Below are 17,324 nucleotides of genomic sequence, written 5' to 3'. Positions count from 1 at the left end.
ACAGTCAAACTCAATGGTCGTTGGCCAGCGCCGCTGCAAACGAGGTATCGAACAGGCTCGCTGCCGGGTAGGCCTTGATCAGCCCAAGCCCGGCAAAGAAGTCCACGGTCTTCTGCGCATCGACAATCACCTGGGGGTTGAGTGGCGCCACGTCGGTGCGCGCGCGGGCGAACCAGGCCCGGGCAATGTCGCGGTCGGCGCGGGTGCGCTTGGCCCAGGCGTCGGCATAGGCCTCGGTGTTGGCTGGGTTGTTCAAGGTCCAGTCACGGGCCTTCTTCAAACGCTGCAGAAAATCAGTGATCTGCGCACGCTTGGCGTCGACGGCCTTGGCGTTGGCCACCACGAAGCTCTGGGCCGGAATCAAGCCTTCGGCTGTGGCCAGCACCCTGGCGCCTTGGCGCTCCTGTTGGGTGACATAGGGCTCCCAGGTCGCGATCACGTCCACCGAACCGCCATCCAGGGCGTGCGAGGCATCCAGCGCGCTGAGGTAGCGCAGCTCCAGGGCGTCGCGGGGCACGCCGGCTTTGTCCAGGGCGCTGAACAGCAGTTGCTGGCTCCACGAGCCCTTCCACAGGGCCGCGCGTTTGCCGCGCAGGTCTTCAAGGCTGTGAATGTCCGAATCCTTGCGCGCCAGGATGGCGACCCCGTCGAGGTTCTGCCGGCTCACCGCAATCACCTTGATCGGTGCCCCCAAGGCACCGAGAAACAGCGGCGGCGCATCGCCCAGCAGGCCAATGTCGAGGCTGCCCACATTCAAGGCTTCAGCCACCGGGGAGCCTGCGGTGAACTGCTTCCATTCCAGGGTATAGGGCACGTCATCGAGCACGCCGGCGGCTTCCATCACCGCACGGGCATTGAAGCTTTGGTCGCCGACCACCAGGGTCTGCGCGGCGGCGGCCAGGCTCAGTGAGGTGGCCAGCACACCGGCGGCCAGTTGCTTGAGGTATCGCACGTTCGTCTCCAGGGCCAATAAAGGCATAACTAGGTGGTCGATCCGCCCGTGCGGTCTCGCTTTGATAAATGACAGTGGTATGCGCTTTGAATCTAAGCAGCGCTCCACTTATAAGCTATAGATGTATAAAGCCTGTGGGAAATTCGTTCTAGGCATAACCTAATGCCTTCGACGGTGGCCTATTTCAAAACAGATAGGCGAGCCTGTAAATGCATATTTTGCATATTAGCTTATGATTAATTTTACTTTGGTGAATATTCAGCGAGTTTGCTAGGGTTAACCGAAACCGTCAGCCGAGCCTGAACCATGAGCCAACCCCTGCGCCTGGAGCGCCTGCGACACTTCATCGGTGCGCTTTCGGAGCTGCTCGACCGAGCCCCCGACGAAGCCACCCTCCTCGACCAAGGCCAAGGCTTGTTGCGCAGCCTGGTCGCCCATGACGACTGGTTACCCGAAGCCCTCGCCCAACCGGACCCAAGCCGCTATCAGCAATACCTGCTGCATTGCGACTCGCGCCAACGCTTCTCTGTCGTCAGCTTCGTCTGGGGGCCAGGGCAGCAGACGCCGATTCACGATCACCGAGTCTGGGGGCTGATCGGCATGCTGCGCGGCGCTGAATATTCGCAAGGTTTCGCCCGCAGCGAGCACGGTGCGTTGCTGCCGGCCGATGCGCGGGTGCGGATCGACCCTGGCCATGTCGAAGCGGTTTCGCCGCGTATCGGCGACATTCACCAGGTCAGCAATGCCTTCGACGACCAGGTGTCGATCAGCATCCACGTCTACGGCGCCAACATCGGCGCGGTCAGCCGGGCGGTGTACCTGGCCGACGGCACTGAAAAACCTTTCATCTCCGGCTACTCCAATACCCTCCTGCCCAACATCTGGGACCTGTCCAAAGAGAATCCAGCCCCATGAGTACTGTCGCCACCCGTTCCTTCCATGACATTCGCCGGGCCTTGCTGGCCCATGAAGAGCTGGCGTTGATCGATGTTCGCGAGGAAGACCCGTTCGCCCAGGAACACCCGCTGTTCGCGGCCAACATCCCGCTGTCGAAGCTGGAGCTGGAAGTCTTCGCCCGGGTACCGCGGCGTGACACCGCCATTACCCTGTATGACGACGGTGAAGGGCTGGCTGCGCTGGCTGCCGCGCGTCTGTCGACGTTGGGCTACAGCGATGTGGCTCTGCTCGAGGGCGGCCTGGCTGGCTGGCGCGCGGCTGGCGGCGAGTTGTTCCGTGACGTCAACGTGCCAAGCAAGGCCTTTGGCGAACTGGTCGAAAGCGAGCGGCACACGCCGTCGCTGGCGGCCGAGCAGGTGCAGGCATTGCTCGATGCCAAGGCCGATGTGGTGGTGCTCGACGCCCGTCGTTTCGACGAGTACCAGACCATGAGCATCCCCGGCGGCATCAGTGTGCCGGGGGCCGAACTGGTATTGCGCGTGGCCGAGCTTGCGCCGAACCCCGCCACCCAGGTAATCGTCAACTGCGCGGGGCGTACCCGCAGCATCATCGGCACCCAATCACTGGTCAACGCCGGCATCCCCAACCCGGTGGCGGCACTGCGCAATGGCACCATCGGCTGGACGCTTGCCGGCCAGCAACTGGCTCACGGCCAGCAAAGCAGCTTTGCCCCCGTTAGCGACAGCACACGCGCCAGCGCCGCCGACCGTGCCCGCGCCGTGGCCGACCGCGCCTCAGTCGCGCGGCTGAATCGCGAAGGCCTGGCGGCCTGGCAGGCGGAGCACCACCGCACCACCTATCTGTTCGATGTGCGTACCCCTGAAGAGTTTGCCCTGGGCCACCTACCGGCCAGCCGCTCGGTACCCGGCGGGCAGCTGGTGCAAGAGACCGACCATGTCGCCAGCGTGCGCGGCGCGCGTATCGTGCTGGTGGATGACGACGGTGTGCGGGCCAACATGAGTGCCTCGTGGCTGGCCCAGATGGGTTGGCAGGTCGCGGTGCTGGACGGCCTGTCGACAGCGGATTTCAGCGAGTCCGGCGACTGGCAGGCACCGCTGCCGGAACAGCCCCAGGTGAACGAGATCGGCGTCGACCAGTTGCTTGCCTGGTTGCAAGCGCCAGGCACGGTGCTGCTGGACTTCACCACCAGCGCCAACTACGTCAAACGCCACATTCCGGGTGCCCATTGGGCGATCCGAGCGCAGTTGCCGCAGGTGCTGGAGCACCTGCCGGTTGCCGAACGCTACGTGCTCACCTGCGGCAGCAGCTTGCTGGCGCGCTTTGCGGCGGTCGACTTGCAGGCCCTGACACACACACCGGTGCATGTGCTGGAAGGCGGCACTGCGCGCTGGATTGCTGCGGGCCAACCACTGGAGAGCGGCGAAACGCACCTGGCAGTGGCGCGCAGCGACCGCTATCGTCGGCCTTATGAAGGCACTGACAACCCACGTGAAGCCATGCAAGGGTATCTGGACTGGGAGTTCGGCCTGATCGCCCAGCTGGAGCGTGACGGTACGCATGGGTTTCGTGTTTTGAGATGAGAGAATCGGGGCTGCCGTGTGGCAGCCCCAAATAGATATCAAACGACAGGTCCCTACCCCGACCTGATATTTCCTGAGAGGTCTAGACCACACTGACTTCCTCTCTGACAATCAGCGTGGCAACTTCGCCAACGCCCAAACACCCCGAACAGCTGCAGCACACCTTAAAGGAAACCTATATCCAAGCTCAACTATCCCAGTACTGACTAAACTCTATACCAAGCTCCGAGCGCAGGTGGTTAATTACTTCTTGTTGAGTCCAACCACCCCTTATGCCAAACCCCTGCCTATAGACCTGTTTAAGCATCATATCTATGACCGTTCCATAGTGCTTTGCTGGTATGTATGGACTTCTACGCTCTCTAAGATTTACCAATGCTTCGTGATTTGTTATATCGCCATATTCCGCATACATCCTCCACTCCTGCCACGCAGGGTCACCATTGGTTGCCGTATTAAAGCCGCGTTCGTGCCCGTGGATATAACCCAAGCCCCGCCCTTCCGAAGCGCCCATCGCATGACCCTCTTTATATCCCACGGCATGACCCTTTGCATGACCCTTTGCATGACCCTTTGCATATCCCACGCCATGTCCCGCGATGAAACCAAGTGCACGCTCCTCGCCGAGATCCTTAAAATGTCCCTTGGCAATATCTTCTTCACGGGTCTGGGCGACCTCCTCTGCTTTCCGATACCCTTTATCATATGTTTTAGCTTTACTGGCAAGACCGGTGCGGCGTGTTAGCCACTTCTTAAACGGTCGCCACACCTTGAACTGCCCCGAGGGATCACTATAATTAATAGGATCGTTCCCACAATAGACGTAAGCGTTAATTCCGCCCTTACCAAAAGGACTAAGCCTATCAGCACCGCAAAACCTCATCAGCATCGGACTGTATGCACGGTGTCCGCGCCCCAACAAATAGAAGCCACTGCACTGCCAATATTGACCAGCAAACCCTAACAACGCACTGGGCGGGGCTGGCCGGTGTGCGAATCCAAAAGCCGTATAATTTTTCGAGCTTTCTTGTCGATCTGAATGAATAGTATTGAGCGCATCAACACCATATAGATTAGCCATGACGGCGTTATCTTTTTGATCAACCTGTGCCAGCGGCACACCTCTACCAGACAGCAACGAAATACTGTCTGCACCTTTTCTACTCGTGGCAAGTTGCTTGCCCCGATAAAAAACACAGCTGATTAGTTGGTTTATTCATCACACACCCGCCACTATTTGTTATGCGTGGAGATTTCACAAGCGCAATGAAAAAAAAGCGTATTACAAGCCTGACCGATTGAACGGTAGGCCCTAGCTTCGACGATTACGAAATCGAAACACAACTGTTAGAAATGCTAGTTTTCCATTCAAACGTATCCGTTCATCAGTGACGCAGTAGGTAGGCACCCGCTGGAACATGCTTTTGCAGCTTCTTGCATTTGCCCGGCGGGGGTTGGTGCCCAGGTGGGCGATCGGGGTACCAGATTCGGCATTTGCCCGGCGGCGGCCTGTGGCCACGCGGTACCTCGAAAGCAGCATCGTCCATGAGGTATTCAGCCATGCCCACTCGCTGCTGACCGGCAACGCCCTGGCGTTGCTGGGCAGCAGCCAGGGAGACTGATCGCGCGGGCTCCGGGCTGGTCTCTGCGGGTATTACTTGAACGGCCGACGCCTTTACAGCACCCGGCGGAGTACCCGAAATCCGGGCTTGGTTCGCCGCCTCGATCAATTGCAGATTGCGATTGCGCAAGGCCACGTTGCGCCCAACCCGCAGGTTGGAGCGCGCCGCCAGTACTTCAGCCTGTTCGTATTGCCCCTGCTGCAGGCGCAGCACCCCGAGGTAGTGCAGCGTGGCGGGGTTGTTCGGCTGGATTTGCAGCGCCCGCTCCAGCGTGGCGGCAGCCTGGTCCAGTTTGCCTTCTGCGTATTGCCTGGAGGCTGTTTCGATCAGCAGGGTCGAGGCTGTGTTACTGCTTGCAGGCGCTGTGCGCTCGCCGGCGGTGATGAAATCGCACGCAGTGATACTGAACAACAGGGTTAAGGCCGACAGCATACGCTTGCTTGGCATGAGAAACGCACTCGACGGGGCCAGGTGGGCCTGGTTCTAAAGAAGACGCTATCGACCTGAACACGGCATCGAAGTTCCCGAGCAAACGCTCAGCTAGGCGGCAGGCCATTGCTTCACCGCCCACTAGCCGCTAGAGTCCGCCCTAGGGCGTTCGCTGCGCCTGCGGTCCGCGCGAAGGGGTGCCCAAGCCACGCTTCATCTCATTTTCATTCCAGCTCCCGGCTTGTCGGCGGACCGAGCCCCAAAGGAGTTGGCATGCCCGCTATCCATGCTTCCCGTCATCACGGCCTGCTCGATCTGGCCGACCTGCGCAAACGCGCAAAACGCTTGCTGAAAGCTGTAAACAACGGCGAAGCCGACGAGGCGCGCGCCCAGCTGCGCCTGCTCGGCCTGGCCGGCCCGCACTACCGGCTCGCCGACACCCAGTGGTTGCTGGCCCGCGAGGCGGGTTTTGCCAGTTGGCCAAAGCTCAAGGCGCATGCAGACGCTGTCGCATTTGCAGCGCGCCACCCAAGCTTCACCGCCGATGGCGAGGCTAACGTGCAGCACTGGCGCTGCGGCAATGACATCGCCCATAGCTTGCGCACAGCGGGCTTTAACGGCGCGTTTCACATGTTCGACGACCCGATGGTCATGGGGCCGGTGCCGGCACTGCCAGAAGATGAGTACTGGTCGGTACGGGCCGCGTACACGCAGCAGGCGTTCAACCTTGGCACGCAGGACGTCGAGCAGCGTCAGGCGAGGCAGCGCGCAGCACTGGCACAATTGAACGCTGACAGCGAAGTTGTGCTGTGGTGCGAAGGGGATGCTTACGATCAGTTGTTTCTGATCCGGATTCTGGCAAGCCTGCCCTGCCTGCCGCGGCGGCTCGAGCTGATCGAAATTACCCAGGTGCCGGGCGTCGAGCGCTTCATTGGCATCGGCCAACTCGCCCCCGACCTGCTTGCCTGGCTTTGGCCACAACGGCGGCCTTTGGGCCCAGACGCCATAGCGTTAGCGAAGCAGGCTTGGGCTGCCTATACCGCACCAGCCCCACGCGCCTGGGCTGCCCTTGCGGCTCAGAAGCACCCGTCTTTACCCCAATTAAGCGCAGCACTTGCGCGCCAGTTGCAGGAACTGCCAGGGGCAAAGGATGGCCTGAGCCTCACAGAGCGCTTGCTGTTACGTATCCTCGCGCAAAAGGGTGAGCTCCCGGCCGGCCGAGTGTTTGCACAGCTGATGATGCACGATGAACCGCTGCCTTACCTGGGCGACCTGATGTTCCACGTGCTGCTGCAACCGCTGATCCATGCACCGCATCCGCTGTTGCTGGAAGGCCCAGGCGACGCCTGGGCGCAACGGCCCTTGAGGCTGACTGCACTGGGCGAAAGCGTTCTCGACGGGCAGGCCAACTGGCTGGATCAGGCGCCTCCTCCGCGCTGGGTTGGCGGTGTGCTTATCGACGCGGAGCAAGCGCCTTGGGTCGTCAGCGAGCAAGGCCAAGTCTGGCAGCGCCGTTAGGGAAATGCTGCTGGCGCTTGATCTCAAAGGGACTCAACCTTTTCAAGCGCCAGCACGTACTCGCCGCATCACCATGCCCACCAGCACCACATTGACCAGTGCCAGCAGGCACAAGGTCACCAATACCCCCATCGAGCCAAAGTGCTCAAACAGATATCCACCCACCAGCGGCGTCAAGGCCTGGCCGATCAGCGAAGGCCGCGACATGCGCCCCATCAGCAGCACATACTGCGCGGGTGGCATCATTGCCAGCGGCAATAGCCCGCGCACGATCGCCCGCAAGCCGTTACCGCAACCAAATACCAGCAGGCCCACGGCCGTGGCCGCCGGCACCAGCGTCACCAGCAGCAAGCCCACCAGCACCAGGCTTACCCAGGCCAGCGCCGTCCAGATCGGGTGGCGCTTGCCCGCCAGAATCTGCAGCACCCGCGAGGCCACCTGGCTGGGGCCGAGCATCGCCGCCAGGCCGATCGCCACCGGCAGCGAATGCCCAAGGCCCTGAAGCACGGCGACCAGCTGCACGGCAATCGCCGTCATGATGATCGCGCCAATGGCGAACATGCCGGTCAACAGCAGGTAGAGCTGGCGATCTACCCCGACTGCAGCGCTGTTCTGCTGCGCCTTGCGCACCTCGACCTGCCCGCCCGGCGGCAATACACGCCAATACAACGGGGCTACCACCAGTAGCAGCACGACCGCATAGCACACGCAAGTCATGCGCCAGCCCAGGTGCTCGATGGCCAACGCTACGGTCGGCCACGACAGGGTCGAGGCAAAGCCGGCAATCAGCGTGATGCCAGTGATCGCTTTGCCAGCGCCTTCGCCATACAGGCCGCCCAAAGTCGAGAACAAGGCCTCGTAAAGCCCCATGGCCATGCCCACACCGATCACCGCCCAGGCCAACAAGAACACCAACAGACTGTGACTGGCAGCCATGATCAGCAGGCCCACTGCAACCACCGCACCACTGGCTGCCATTTGCGGTCGGCCGCCGTAGCGCGCGACTAGGCGGCTGGACAACGGGGCGCACAGCGCCGAGACCATCAGGCTCAGCGACAACGCGCCGTACACCCACTGGCTGGGCCAGCCGGTGTCACGGCTGATCGGGTCGGCCATCACGGCCATGAGGAAGAACGAACCGCCCCAGACCAGGATTTGCAGGATGCCCAGGCAGACGATGCCAAGGGGCCTGGGGAATTGGGGGGTGCTTTTCACTACGAGGCCTTGAGTCACATACGAGGGTGTCTGCACCGGCCCTTTCGCGGGACAAGCCCGCTCCCAGAGGAATCTCATCGACGCTGAGAGCAGCATATGATCTGTGGGAGCGGGCTTGCCCCGCGAAAGGGCCAGCACAGGCACCCTACCATGCCCACCATCGATGAAATATCCCGACATATCATTCAGCGTGATAATAACCTTCGCCCCGTTCGATTCGTGCCTCACGCGCAAGACACTCACACTCCGCCCACTACTAATACATTGGCGGAGTTCTCCATGGAACAATCACTCAAACCCTTGCGCTTTCCACTCGCTGCCCTGGCAGTCGTAGTGCTCAGCGCTTGCGGTCGAACCCCCGACGCCGTGCAGGCGCCCGCCGCGCCCAAGGTCAGCGTGGCCAAAGTGATCGAGCAGCCGATCAACGAATGGGACGAGTTCACCGGCCGCCTAGAAGCCCCAGAAACCGTCGAAGTGCGGCCACGGGTCTCGGGCCAGATCGACCTGGTTGGTTTCACCGAGGGCGCGCAGGTCAAGAAAGGCGACCTGCTGTTCCAGATCGACCCACGCCCGTTCCAGGCAGAGGTCCGCCGCCTCGAAGCCCAACTGCAGCAAGCCAAGGCTACGGCCATCCGCAGCGCCAACGAAGCCCGTCGCGGCGAGCGCCTGCGTGACAGCAATGCGATCTCCGCCGAGCTTGCCGAGTCGCGCAGCAGCGCCGCCGCCGAAGCCCGCGCCGGGGTCGATGCGATCCAGGCCCAACTCGACCTGGCCCGCCTGAACCTGAGCTTCACCCGCGTGACCGCGCCCATCAGCGGCCGGGTCAGCCGTGCCCAGTTCACTGCCGGCAACATCGTCACCGCCGACGTCACCCCGCTGACCAGTGTGGTCTCCACCGACACGGTCTACGCCTATTTCGACGCCGACGAGCGCGTGTACCTCAAGTACACCCAGCTGGCGCGTGAAGGCCAGCGCGGCCAGGCCACCCCGGTGTACCTCGGCCTGACCAACGAAACCGGCAACCCGCACCTGGGCCAGATGAACTTCGTCGACAACCAGGTCAACCCGCGCACCGGCACCATCCGTGGCCGCGCCGTGTTCGACAACCGCGACGGCCAGTTCACCCCCGGCCTGTATGCCCGCCTGAAGCTGGTCGGCAGCGCCCAGTACGACGCCGTGCTGATCAACGACGAAGCCGTCGGCACCGACCTTGGCAAGAAGTTCGTGCTGGTGATGGACAAGGACAACAAAGCCGCCTACCGCGCCGTTGAACTGGGGCCGAAGCTCGAAGGCCTGCGCATCGTGCGCAGCGGCCTGGCCAAGGACGACCGCATCGTGGTCAGAGGCCTGCAGCGTGTGCGCCCAGGCTCTGCGGTAACCCCGGAAGACACCCCGATGGCCAGCGAGCAGACCCTCGCCGCCCTCGCCCAACAGCGCCAGGCCCTGGAGGCCAGCAACCCGGCGCCGAAGGTAGCGGGCGCCACTGTAAAAGTCGCCAGCGCCCAAGCGCCACGCGGTTAAGGGACCACACCGATGAACTTCTCGAAATTCTTCATCACCCGGCCGATCTTCGCGGCGGTACTGTCGCTGGTACTGCTGATCGCAGGGTCGATCTCGCTGTTCCAGTTGCCGATCAGCGAATACCCCGAGGTAGTACCGCCCACGGTCGTGGTGCGTGCCAACTTCCCGGGCGCCAACCCCAAGGTGATCGGTGAAACGGTCGCCGCGCCGCTGGAGCAGGCCATCACCGGCGTGGAGAACATGCTGTACATGTCCTCCCAGTCCACCGCCGATGGCAAGCTGACACTGACCATCACCTTCGCCCTGGGCACCGACCTGGACAACGCGCAGGTGCAGGTCCAGAACCGTGTCACCCGTACCCAGCCCAAGCTGCCGGAGGAGGTGACGCGCATCGGTATCACCGTCGACAAGGCCTCGCCCGACCTGACCATGGTCGTGCACCTGACCTCGCCGGACAACCGCTACGACATGCTCTACCTGTCCAACTACGCCATCCTCAACATCAAGGACGAGCTGGCGCGCCTGGGCGGCGTAGGTGATGTGCAGCTGTTTGGCATGGGCGACTACTCGCTGCGCGTGTGGCTCGACCCGAACAAGACCGCCTCGCGCAACCTGACCGCCAGCGACGTCGTTGCGGCCATCCGTGAGCAGAACCGCCAGGTTGCAGCCGGCCAACTGGGCGCCCCACCCGCCCCTGGCTCCACCAGCTTCCAGCTGTCGATCAACACCCAAGGCCGCCTGGTCAATGAGGAAGAGTTCGAGAACATCATCATCCGTGCCGGTGCCGATGGCGAAATCACCCGCCTGAAAGACATCGCCCGGGTTGAGCTGGGCTCCAGCCAGTACGCCCTGCGCTCGCTGCTGAACAACCAGCCGGCGGTGGCGATCCCGATCTTCCAGCGCCCAGGCTCCAACGCCATCGACATCTCCGACGAAGTGCGGGCAAAAATGGCCGAGTTGAAGAAGGACTTCCCTGAGGGGATGGACTACAGCATCGTCTATGACCCGACCGTGTTCGTCCGTGGTTCGATCGAGGCGGTAGTGCACACGCTGTTCGAAGCGCTGATCCTGGTCGTCCTGGTCGTGATCCTGTTCCTGCAGACCTGGCGCGCCTCGATCATTCCGCTGCTGGCCGTGCCGGTGTCGCTGATCGGTACCTTTGCGGTGATGCACCTGTTCGGCTTCTCACTCAATGCCTTGTCGCTGTTCGGGCTGGTATTGGCCATCGGTATCGTGGTGGACGACGCCATCGTCGTGGTGGAGAACGTCGAGCGTAACATCGGGCTTGGCCTGAAACCGCTGGAAGCCACGCAAAAGGCCATGAGCGAAGTGACCGGGCCGATCATCGCCACCGCCCTGGTGCTGTGCGCCGTGTTCGTGCCTGCGGCGTTCATTTCCGGGCTTACCGGCCAGTTCTACAAGCAGTTTGCCCTGACCATCGCCATCTCGACCGTGATCTCGGCATTCAACTCGCTGACCTTGTCGCCGGCTTTGGCGGCTGTGCTGCTCAAAGACCACCACGCGCCCAAGGACCGTTTCTCGCGGTTGCTGGAAAAGCTGCTGGGCAGCTGGCTGTTCGCGCCGTTCAACCGGTTCTTCGACCGTGCCAGCCACAGCTATGTTGGCGGCGTGCGCCGGGTCATCCGCTCCAGCGGCATCGCTCTGTTCGTCTACGCCGGCCTGATGGGCCTGACCTACCTCGGCTTCTCGTCCACCCCGACCGGTTTCGTACCGGCCCAGGACAAGCAGTACCTGGTCGCCTTCGCCCAACTGCCGGACGCCGCCAGCCTCGACCGCACCGAGGCGGTGATCAAGCGCATGAGCGAAATCGCCCTGAAGCAACCGGGTGTTGCCGACTCGGTGGCCTTCCCAGGCCTGTCGATCAACGGTTTCACCAACAGCCCGAACAGCGGCATTGTGTTCACCCCGCTCAAGCCATTCGACGAGCGTAAAGACCCGAGCCAGTCGGCAGCCGCCATCGCCGCCGCGCTGAATGCCCAGTTCGCCGACATCCAAGACGCCTACATCGCGATCTTCCCGCCTCCGCCGGTTCAAGGCCTGGGCACCATTGGCGGCTTCCGCCTGCAAATCGAGGACCGCGGCAACCTGGGCTACGAAGCGCTGTACAAAGAAACCCAGAACATCATCGCCAAGAGCCACAACGTGCCGGAGCTGGCTGGCCTGTTCACCAGCTACCAGGTCAACGTGCCACAGGTCGATGCCGCCATCGACCGCGAAAAGGCCAAGACCCACGGCGTGGCGATCAATGACATCTTCGACACCTTGCAGGTCTACCTGGGCTCGCTGTACACCAACGACTTCAACCGCTTTGGCCGTACCTACCAGGTCAACGTTCAGGCAGAACAACAGTTCCGTCTCGACGCCGAGCAGATTGGCCAGTTGAAGGTGCGCAACAACCTGGGCGAGATGATCCCGCTGGCGACCTTCCTCAAGGTCAGCGACACCTCCGGGCCTGACCGCGTCATGCACTACAACGGCTTCATCACCGCCGAGATCAACGGCGCGGCAGCGCCGGGCTACAGCTCTGGCCAGGCCGAGGCAGCCATTGAAAAACTGCTCAAGGAAGAGCTGCCCAACGGCATGACCTTCGAGTGGACCGACCTGACCTACCAGCAGATCCTTTCGGGCAACACCGCGCTGTTCGTCTTCCCGCTCTGCGTGCTGCTGGCCTTCCTGGTGCTGGCCGCCCAGTACGAAAGCTGGAGCCTGCCGCTGGCGGTGATCCTGATCGTGCCGATGACCCTGCTGTCGGCCATTACCGGGGTGATCATCTCGGGTGGCGACAACAACATCTTCACCCAGATCGGCTTGATCGTACTGGTGGGCCTGGCGTGCAAGAACGCGATCCTGATCGTCGAGTTCGCCAAGGATGAACAAGCCAAGGGCCTCGACCCGCTGGCTGCGGTACTGGAAGCCTGCCGCCTGCGCCTGCGGCCGATCCTGATGACTTCGATCGCCTTCATCATGGGCGTGGTACCGCTGGTGTTCTCCTCCGGTGCCGGCTCGGAAATGCGCCACGCCATGGGTGTCGCGGTGTTCTCGGGGATGATCGGCGTGACCGTGTTCGGGCTGTTCCTGACGCCTGTGTTCTTCTTCCTGATCCGCCGTTTCGTCGAACGCCGCCAGGCCCGCAAGGCCGAACGCGTTCAATCGCTGGAGAGCCACGCATGAATGTACTCAAGCCCCTGACCCCAAGCCTGTTGGCCTTGGCCCTGGCGGCCTGTGCGGTGGGCCCGGACTACAAGACGCCGACTACCGAGCCTGCCCATTTCGACACTGAAATGCAGGCCAAGGCCTACGACCGCAGCCGCTTCGAAAGCATCTGGTGGAAGCAGTTCGACGACCCGGTACTGAACCAACTGGTGCAGGCCTCGCTCGACGGCAACCGTGACCTTCGGGTGGCCTTTGCCCGGCTGAAGTCGGCCCGTGCGATCCGTGAAGACGCCTCGAACGACCAGTTGCCGGTGGTCACTAGCCGTGCCAGCAGCGAAATCGGCAAAGGCCAGGTCCCTGGCCAGACCGAGCAGCGGGTTAACAGCGAACGCTACGACCTGGGCCTGGACATGGCCTGGGAGCTTGACCTATTCGGCCGTATCCAGCGTCAGATTGAGGCCAGCGAAGCCCAGGAAGCCGCTGCCGCAGCCGACTTGCAGCAGTTGCAGGTCAGCCTGATCGCCGAACTGGTCGACGCCTACGGCCAGCTGCGTGGCGCGCAGTTGCGCGAGAACATCGCCCTGGCCAACCTCAAGACCCAGCAAGAATCGCGCAGCATCACCGAAACCCTGCGCGATGCCGGGGTCGGCAACGAACTCGACGTGGTCCGGGCCGATGCGCGCCTGGCCGGCGTCGAGGCCACCGTGCCGCAACTGCAGGCCGAACAGGCGCGTGCCCGCCATCGCATCGCCACCCTGCTTGGTCAACGCCCGGATGCACTGAGCGTCGACCTGTCGCCCAAGGCCCTGCCGGCGATCGCCAAAGCGCTGCCGGTGGGCGACCCTGGCGAGTTGCTGCGGCGCCGCCCGGATATCCGCAGTGCCGAACGCCAGCTGGCGGCCGCCACGGCCAACGTCGGTGTCGCCACCGCTGACCTGTTCCCGCGGGTCAGCCTCAGCGGTTTCCTCGGTTTTACCGCCGCACGCGGCTCGCAGATCGGGTCTTCGGCAGCCAATGCCTGGGGCCTTGGCCCTAGCATCACCTGGGCGGCCTTCGACCTGGGCAGCGTACGGGCCCGCCTGCGCGGTGCCAAGGCAGACGCCGAAGGCGCCCTGGCCAACTATGAGCAGCAGGTGCTGCTGGCCCTGGAAGAGTCGGCCAATGCCTTCAGCGATTACGACAAGACGCAGCAACGCCTGCTGTCGCTGATGCGTCAGAGTGACGCCAGCCGCAAGGCTGCGGAGCTGGCGTCGATCCGTTATCGCGAAGGCACGGTGGACTACCTGGTGTTGCTCGACGCTGAACGTGAACGCCTCAGCGCTGAAGATGCCCAAGCCCAGGGTGAGGTCGAGCTGTACCGCGGTATCGTCTCGATCTACAAAGCGTTGGGCGGTGGCTGGCAACCTGAAACGGTGGCCAGCACGCGCTGATTTCACCCGCTTTAGCGACTCCTTTGGTTGGCTCCTCCCCCAACCGTTTGCCCCGCTGGCCTCGGCCTGCGGGGCTTTTTTTGATGCCTTGCACGGGCTGTGTCGGCCGTGGCACCACCAAGCCTTCAGCGGTTGCATTTGCCCCCTCGCTGCCCCAAGCTCTGCCCTTCCTGCCGCCACGGACCGTCCGATGCCCAGACGCAACCGCTACCTGATCGCCTTGCTGCTGCTGATTCTGGTGTTGGCCATGATCAGCTACCTGCCGCGAGACGACCAGCCGGCCCCGCCTACGCTGCCCGCGCACAGCTACGCCAAGGCCTTGCGCCAGGCCCATGAAGGCTTGCCGGGGGCAGCGCGGGTGCTGTACCAGCAGTTGCAACGTAACGACCTGGCGCCCATCCGCCGTGCGGCCCTGTATGCCGAGCTGCCCAACTACCCCTCCCCCCAGGCGCTGAAACTCGCGCGCCTGGACCTGGAGCATGCCGACCCGCTGGTACGCCGAGCCGCCATCGCCGGTATCCGTCGCCTGCTCCCCGCCGCGCAACGCAGCCTGGTACTGGGCCCGTTGCTGGATGATGCGGATCAAAGTGTGCGCTTCGCTGCCGTGGACGCCCTGTTGGGCCTCGACCCGGACGCCATTGGCCTGTACTTCGGCCCCTTGCAGGCGGCCCTTGAGCAATATCAGCAGGCGCTGGAGCAGCAGCCCGACGACGCCGACGCGCAGGTGCACTTGGCGCGCCTGTACCTGCACGAAAACGACTACACCCAAGCTGCTACGGCCTTGCAACGCGCTCTGCAGGTTGCACCAGGCAATCTGGACGCGCTGGCAACCCAGGTACGCCTGCTAGAGCGCCAGGGCCACCACGACGCCTCTCGCCAGGTGCTGGCCAAGGCCTTGCTGCTGAGCCCCGACTCAGCCTTTCTGCAATATGAGCTCGGGCTCTGGCTCAATCGCCACGAGCAGCGCGAGTACGCCCTGCTGGCCTTATCGCGTGCAGTGGAGCTGGACCCGGACAACGCCGACTACCGCTACTCGCTAGCCATGACCTTGCATGAGCTCGACCAGGTCGACGCTGCGCAAAAGCAGCTGGAAACCGTGCTCAATCGACAACCGGCCAATCGCCGGGCCCGGCTGTTGCTGATCCAGTACTGGAAAGAGACCGGCCAACTGCAGAACGTCCAGGTGCTACTGGCCGAACTAGAGCGCCAGAACCCGGACGATCCGGTGCTGCAACAGGGCCTGTAAGCCACCTCCCTAATTCGTTGAACCCTAAGCGGCGGCCCGTGGTCCAGTGAGTATCGAACCACTGGCGGCAGGCCAACCTCGGCCTTGCCCACTGTCACAGGAGCGTCGCTTTGGCCAGTTCGTTGGCGCTGGACGAACGTGCCTTGATCCTGGCACCCCCGCAACTTGCCGCGGATACCGCGCGTCTACTGGCGTCCGCTGGCATCGAGAGCCAGTGCACCCTCGACTTCGCCAACCTGCACGCCTGCTTGATCGAAGGCGCAGCCTTGGTCATCATCGCCGAACAACACTTCAGCAATGGTCCCAGCATGCCGTTGCAGGGGTTTATCGACCAACAGCCCAGCTGGTCGGACCTGCCCATCTTGTTGATCATGGACTTAGCGGCCACTGCCGCCCGGCCTTCTCACCCGCCTGACGGCAACCTGATGCAGTTGCTCTGCCCGCTTGATGACGGGCAAGTGCTGCAACTGGCGCGTATCGCGCAGCGCAACCGCCGCCATCAATACCGGGCACGTGATCAGCTGTCAGCACTGCAACAGCGAATGGACGCCCGCAGCCAGGAACAGCACAGCAACGAGCTTGCCCGCACACAAATTCGCAAGATGGAAGCTGTCGGCCAGTTGGCCGGTGGCATTGCCCATGACTTCAACAACCTGCTGACCAGTATCGGCGGCAGCTTCGAGCTGATCGAGCGACGCTTGAACAAAGGCCGAAGCGACAGCCTGGAAGGCATTTTGCGCATGGGCCAGGAGGCCGTGTCACGCGCAGGAAAATTGACCCATCGGCTGCTGGCCTTTTCCAGCCGGCAATCGCTGCACAGCCAGCGCGTCGACCTGCATGCACTGTTAGAGGCGAAGCGCCTGAACGCTGGCCTGAACCACTCGGTGACCCTGCAACTGCACGTGCCCAACGACCTGTGGGCCGTGGAGGCCGATGATGGGCAACTGCGCGAGGCCCTCGACAACCTGCTGCTCAATGCCTGCGAAGCCATGCCCACCGGCGGCCTGCTGCGTATCGAGGCCAGCAACCAGCAGATCGAGGCCGAGCAGTTCGCCGACGGCGCCTTGAACAGCGGTGATTACCTGCGCCTGCGCATCATCGACAACGGCCAGGGTATGTCGCAGAGCACGTTGGAACACGCCTTCGAGCCGTTTTTCAGCACCAAACCCGTCGGCCAGGGCATCGGCCTTGGCCTTTCTATGGTGTATGGCTTCAGCAAGCAGTCGCATGGGCATGTCACCCTGCAGAGCAAGATCGGCCATGGCACCCAGGTCGACCTGTACTTGCCGCGGCACGTCGGCGAGGCAATGCCCAAACGCCCAGCCCTCGCACCTGTGCCTGATAGCACGGGCCACAATGTGCTGGTGGTCGAAGACGACCCGCATGTGCGCCAGTTACTGTGTCAGGCACTGAGCGAAGACGGCTTCCCCTGCCAAACCGCCGCCAACGCCAATGAAGCCCTGCAGATCCTGCGGTCGTCGCAACGGATCGACCTGTTGGTCAGCGATGTTGGCCTGCCGGGCATGAATGGGCGGCAACTGGCGGAGATCGCACGTACCCTGCGGCCACGCTTGCCGGTGCTGTTCATTACCGGGTACGCGGAAACGGCCATGGCTCGCGAGGGCTTCCTCGGCGCTGGCATGCACCTTATCTGCAAGCCATTCGAGCTCAAGCAATTGCAGGCGCAGGTGACGCAGATTCTTGGCAAGCCCTGAACCG

General features: G+C 62.8%; 12 protein-coding genes and 1 pseudogene. 8 read left to right on the top strand and 5 right to left on the bottom strand.

The window, feature by feature from the left end; translation table 11 throughout:
• Nucleotides 1–10: 10 nt before the first annotated feature.
• On the bottom strand, nt 11–952 hold the full coding sequence (locus tag LOY53_RS12095) for an ABC transporter substrate-binding protein (protein ID WP_258704070.1): 942 nt from the start codon (nt 950–952) through the stop codon (nt 11–13).
• Between the two features lie 306 nt (nt 953–1,258).
• Here LOY53_RS12095 and LOY53_RS12090 point away from each other — a divergent pair, with 306 nt between their 5' ends.
• Complete coding sequence (locus LOY53_RS12090) at nt 1,259–1,867, top strand: cysteine dioxygenase (protein WP_252823970.1); 609 nt, start codon at nt 1,259–1,261, stop codon at nt 1,865–1,867.
• Nucleotides 1,864–3,450 carry a rhodanese-related sulfurtransferase gene (locus tag LOY53_RS12085; RefSeq protein ID WP_258704069.1) on the top strand — a complete coding sequence of 529 codons (1,587 nt, stop codon included), beginning with the start codon at nt 1,864–1,866 and terminating at the stop codon, nt 3,448–3,450. Before LOY53_RS12090 ends, LOY53_RS12085 begins: the two co-directional genes overlap by 4 nt.
• A gap of 527 nt (nt 3,451–3,977) precedes the next feature.
• Here LOY53_RS12085 and LOY53_RS26885 read toward each other — a convergent pair.
• The 3 genes and pseudogenes from LOY53_RS26885 to LOY53_RS12075 form a co-directional block, all read right to left on the bottom strand.
• Entirely contained in the window at nt 3,978–4,031 is a 54-nt protein-coding gene (locus LOY53_RS26885; protein ID WP_408981375.1) for a hypothetical protein, read from the bottom strand.
• A 206-nt stretch (nt 4,032–4,237) separates the two neighbouring features.
• A pseudogene (locus LOY53_RS26880) lies at nt 4,238–4,531 on the bottom strand (RHS repeat-associated core domain-containing protein); the annotation flags it as partial.
• Between the two features lie 304 nt (nt 4,532–4,835).
• Nucleotides 4,836–5,519 carry a tetratricopeptide repeat protein gene (locus tag LOY53_RS12075; RefSeq protein ID WP_258704067.1) on the bottom strand — a complete coding sequence of 228 codons (684 nt, stop codon included), beginning with the start codon at nt 5,517–5,519 and terminating at the stop codon, nt 4,836–4,838.
• Nucleotides 5,520–5,774: 255 nt separating this feature from the next.
• Here LOY53_RS12075 and LOY53_RS12070 point away from each other — a divergent pair, with 255 nt between their 5' ends.
• On the top strand, nt 5,775–7,019 hold the full coding sequence (locus LOY53_RS12070) for a DUF1835 domain-containing protein (RefSeq protein WP_252823967.1): 1,245 nt from the start codon (nt 5,775–5,777) through the stop codon (nt 7,017–7,019).
• Nucleotides 7,020–7,061: 42 nt separating this feature from the next.
• On the opposite strand, the gene LOY53_RS12065 is transcribed toward LOY53_RS12070, so the two are convergent.
• On the bottom strand, nt 7,062–8,183 hold the full coding sequence (locus tag LOY53_RS12065; RefSeq protein ID WP_252827418.1) for an MFS transporter: 1,122 nt from the start codon (nt 8,181–8,183) through the stop codon (nt 7,062–7,064).
• Nucleotides 8,184–8,513: 330 nt separating this feature from the next.
• Here LOY53_RS12065 and mexE point away from each other — a divergent pair, with 330 nt between their 5' ends.
• The 5 genes from mexE (at nt 8,514) to LOY53_RS12040 (ending at nt 17,320) form a co-directional block, all read left to right on the top strand.
• A complete protein-coding gene (mexE, locus tag LOY53_RS12060; protein ID WP_258704066.1) occupies nt 8,514–9,755 on the top strand; it encodes a multidrug efflux RND transporter periplasmic adaptor subunit MexE in 1,242 nt (413 codons plus the stop codon).
• Nucleotides 9,756–9,767: 12 nt separating this feature from the next.
• Nucleotides 9,768–12,947 carry an efflux RND transporter permease subunit gene (locus LOY53_RS12055; protein ID WP_027593416.1) on the top strand — a complete coding sequence of 1,060 codons (3,180 nt, stop codon included), beginning with the start codon at nt 9,768–9,770 and terminating at the stop codon, nt 12,945–12,947.
• Nucleotides 12,944–14,359 (top strand): efflux transporter outer membrane subunit, encoded by a 1,416-nt coding sequence (locus LOY53_RS12050; RefSeq protein WP_258704065.1) that lies wholly within the window; start codon nt 12,944–12,946, stop codon nt 14,357–14,359. Before LOY53_RS12055 ends, LOY53_RS12050 begins: the two co-directional genes overlap by 4 nt.
• Before the next feature lie 190 nt (nt 14,360–14,549).
• Nucleotides 14,550–15,605, top strand: coding sequence for a tetratricopeptide repeat protein (locus LOY53_RS12045; protein WP_258704064.1), 1,056 nt, complete (start codon nt 14,550–14,552; stop codon nt 15,603–15,605).
• A 110-nt stretch (nt 15,606–15,715) separates the two neighbouring features.
• Nucleotides 15,716–17,320, top strand: coding sequence for a response regulator (locus LOY53_RS12040; protein WP_258704063.1), 1,605 nt, complete (start codon nt 15,716–15,718; stop codon nt 17,318–17,320).
• Nucleotides 17,321–17,324: the final 4 nt, after the last annotated feature.

The organism is Pseudomonas sp. B21-031 (assembly GCF_024748985.1).
GTDB lineage: Bacteria > Pseudomonadota > Gammaproteobacteria > Pseudomonadales > Pseudomonadaceae > Aquipseudomonas > Aquipseudomonas kermanshahensis.
This window is presented reverse-complemented; position numbering and strand designations above follow the sequence as displayed.

Coding starts and splice junctions, on each gene's coding strand:
- LOY53_RS12055 (WP_027593416.1), top strand. CDS start 9,768: ATGAACTTCTCGAAATTCTTCATCACCCGGCCGATCTTCGCGGCGGTA.
- LOY53_RS12075 (WP_258704067.1), bottom strand. CDS start 5,519: ATGCCAAGCAAGCGTATGCTGTCGGCCTTAACCCTGTTGTTCAGTATC.
- LOY53_RS12045 (WP_258704064.1), top strand. CDS start 14,550: ATGCCCAGACGCAACCGCTACCTGATCGCCTTGCTGCTGCTGATTCTG.
- mexE (WP_258704066.1), top strand. CDS start 8,514: ATGGAACAATCACTCAAACCCTTGCGCTTTCCACTCGCTGCCCTGGCA.
- LOY53_RS12070 (WP_252823967.1), top strand. CDS start 5,775: ATGCCCGCTATCCATGCTTCCCGTCATCACGGCCTGCTCGATCTGGCC.
- LOY53_RS12050 (WP_258704065.1), top strand. CDS start 12,944: ATGAATGTACTCAAGCCCCTGACCCCAAGCCTGTTGGCCTTGGCCCTG.
- LOY53_RS12090 (WP_252823970.1), top strand. CDS start 1,259: ATGAGCCAACCCCTGCGCCTGGAGCGCCTGCGACACTTCATCGGTGCG.
- LOY53_RS12085 (WP_258704069.1), top strand. CDS start 1,864: ATGAGTACTGTCGCCACCCGTTCCTTCCATGACATTCGCCGGGCCTTG.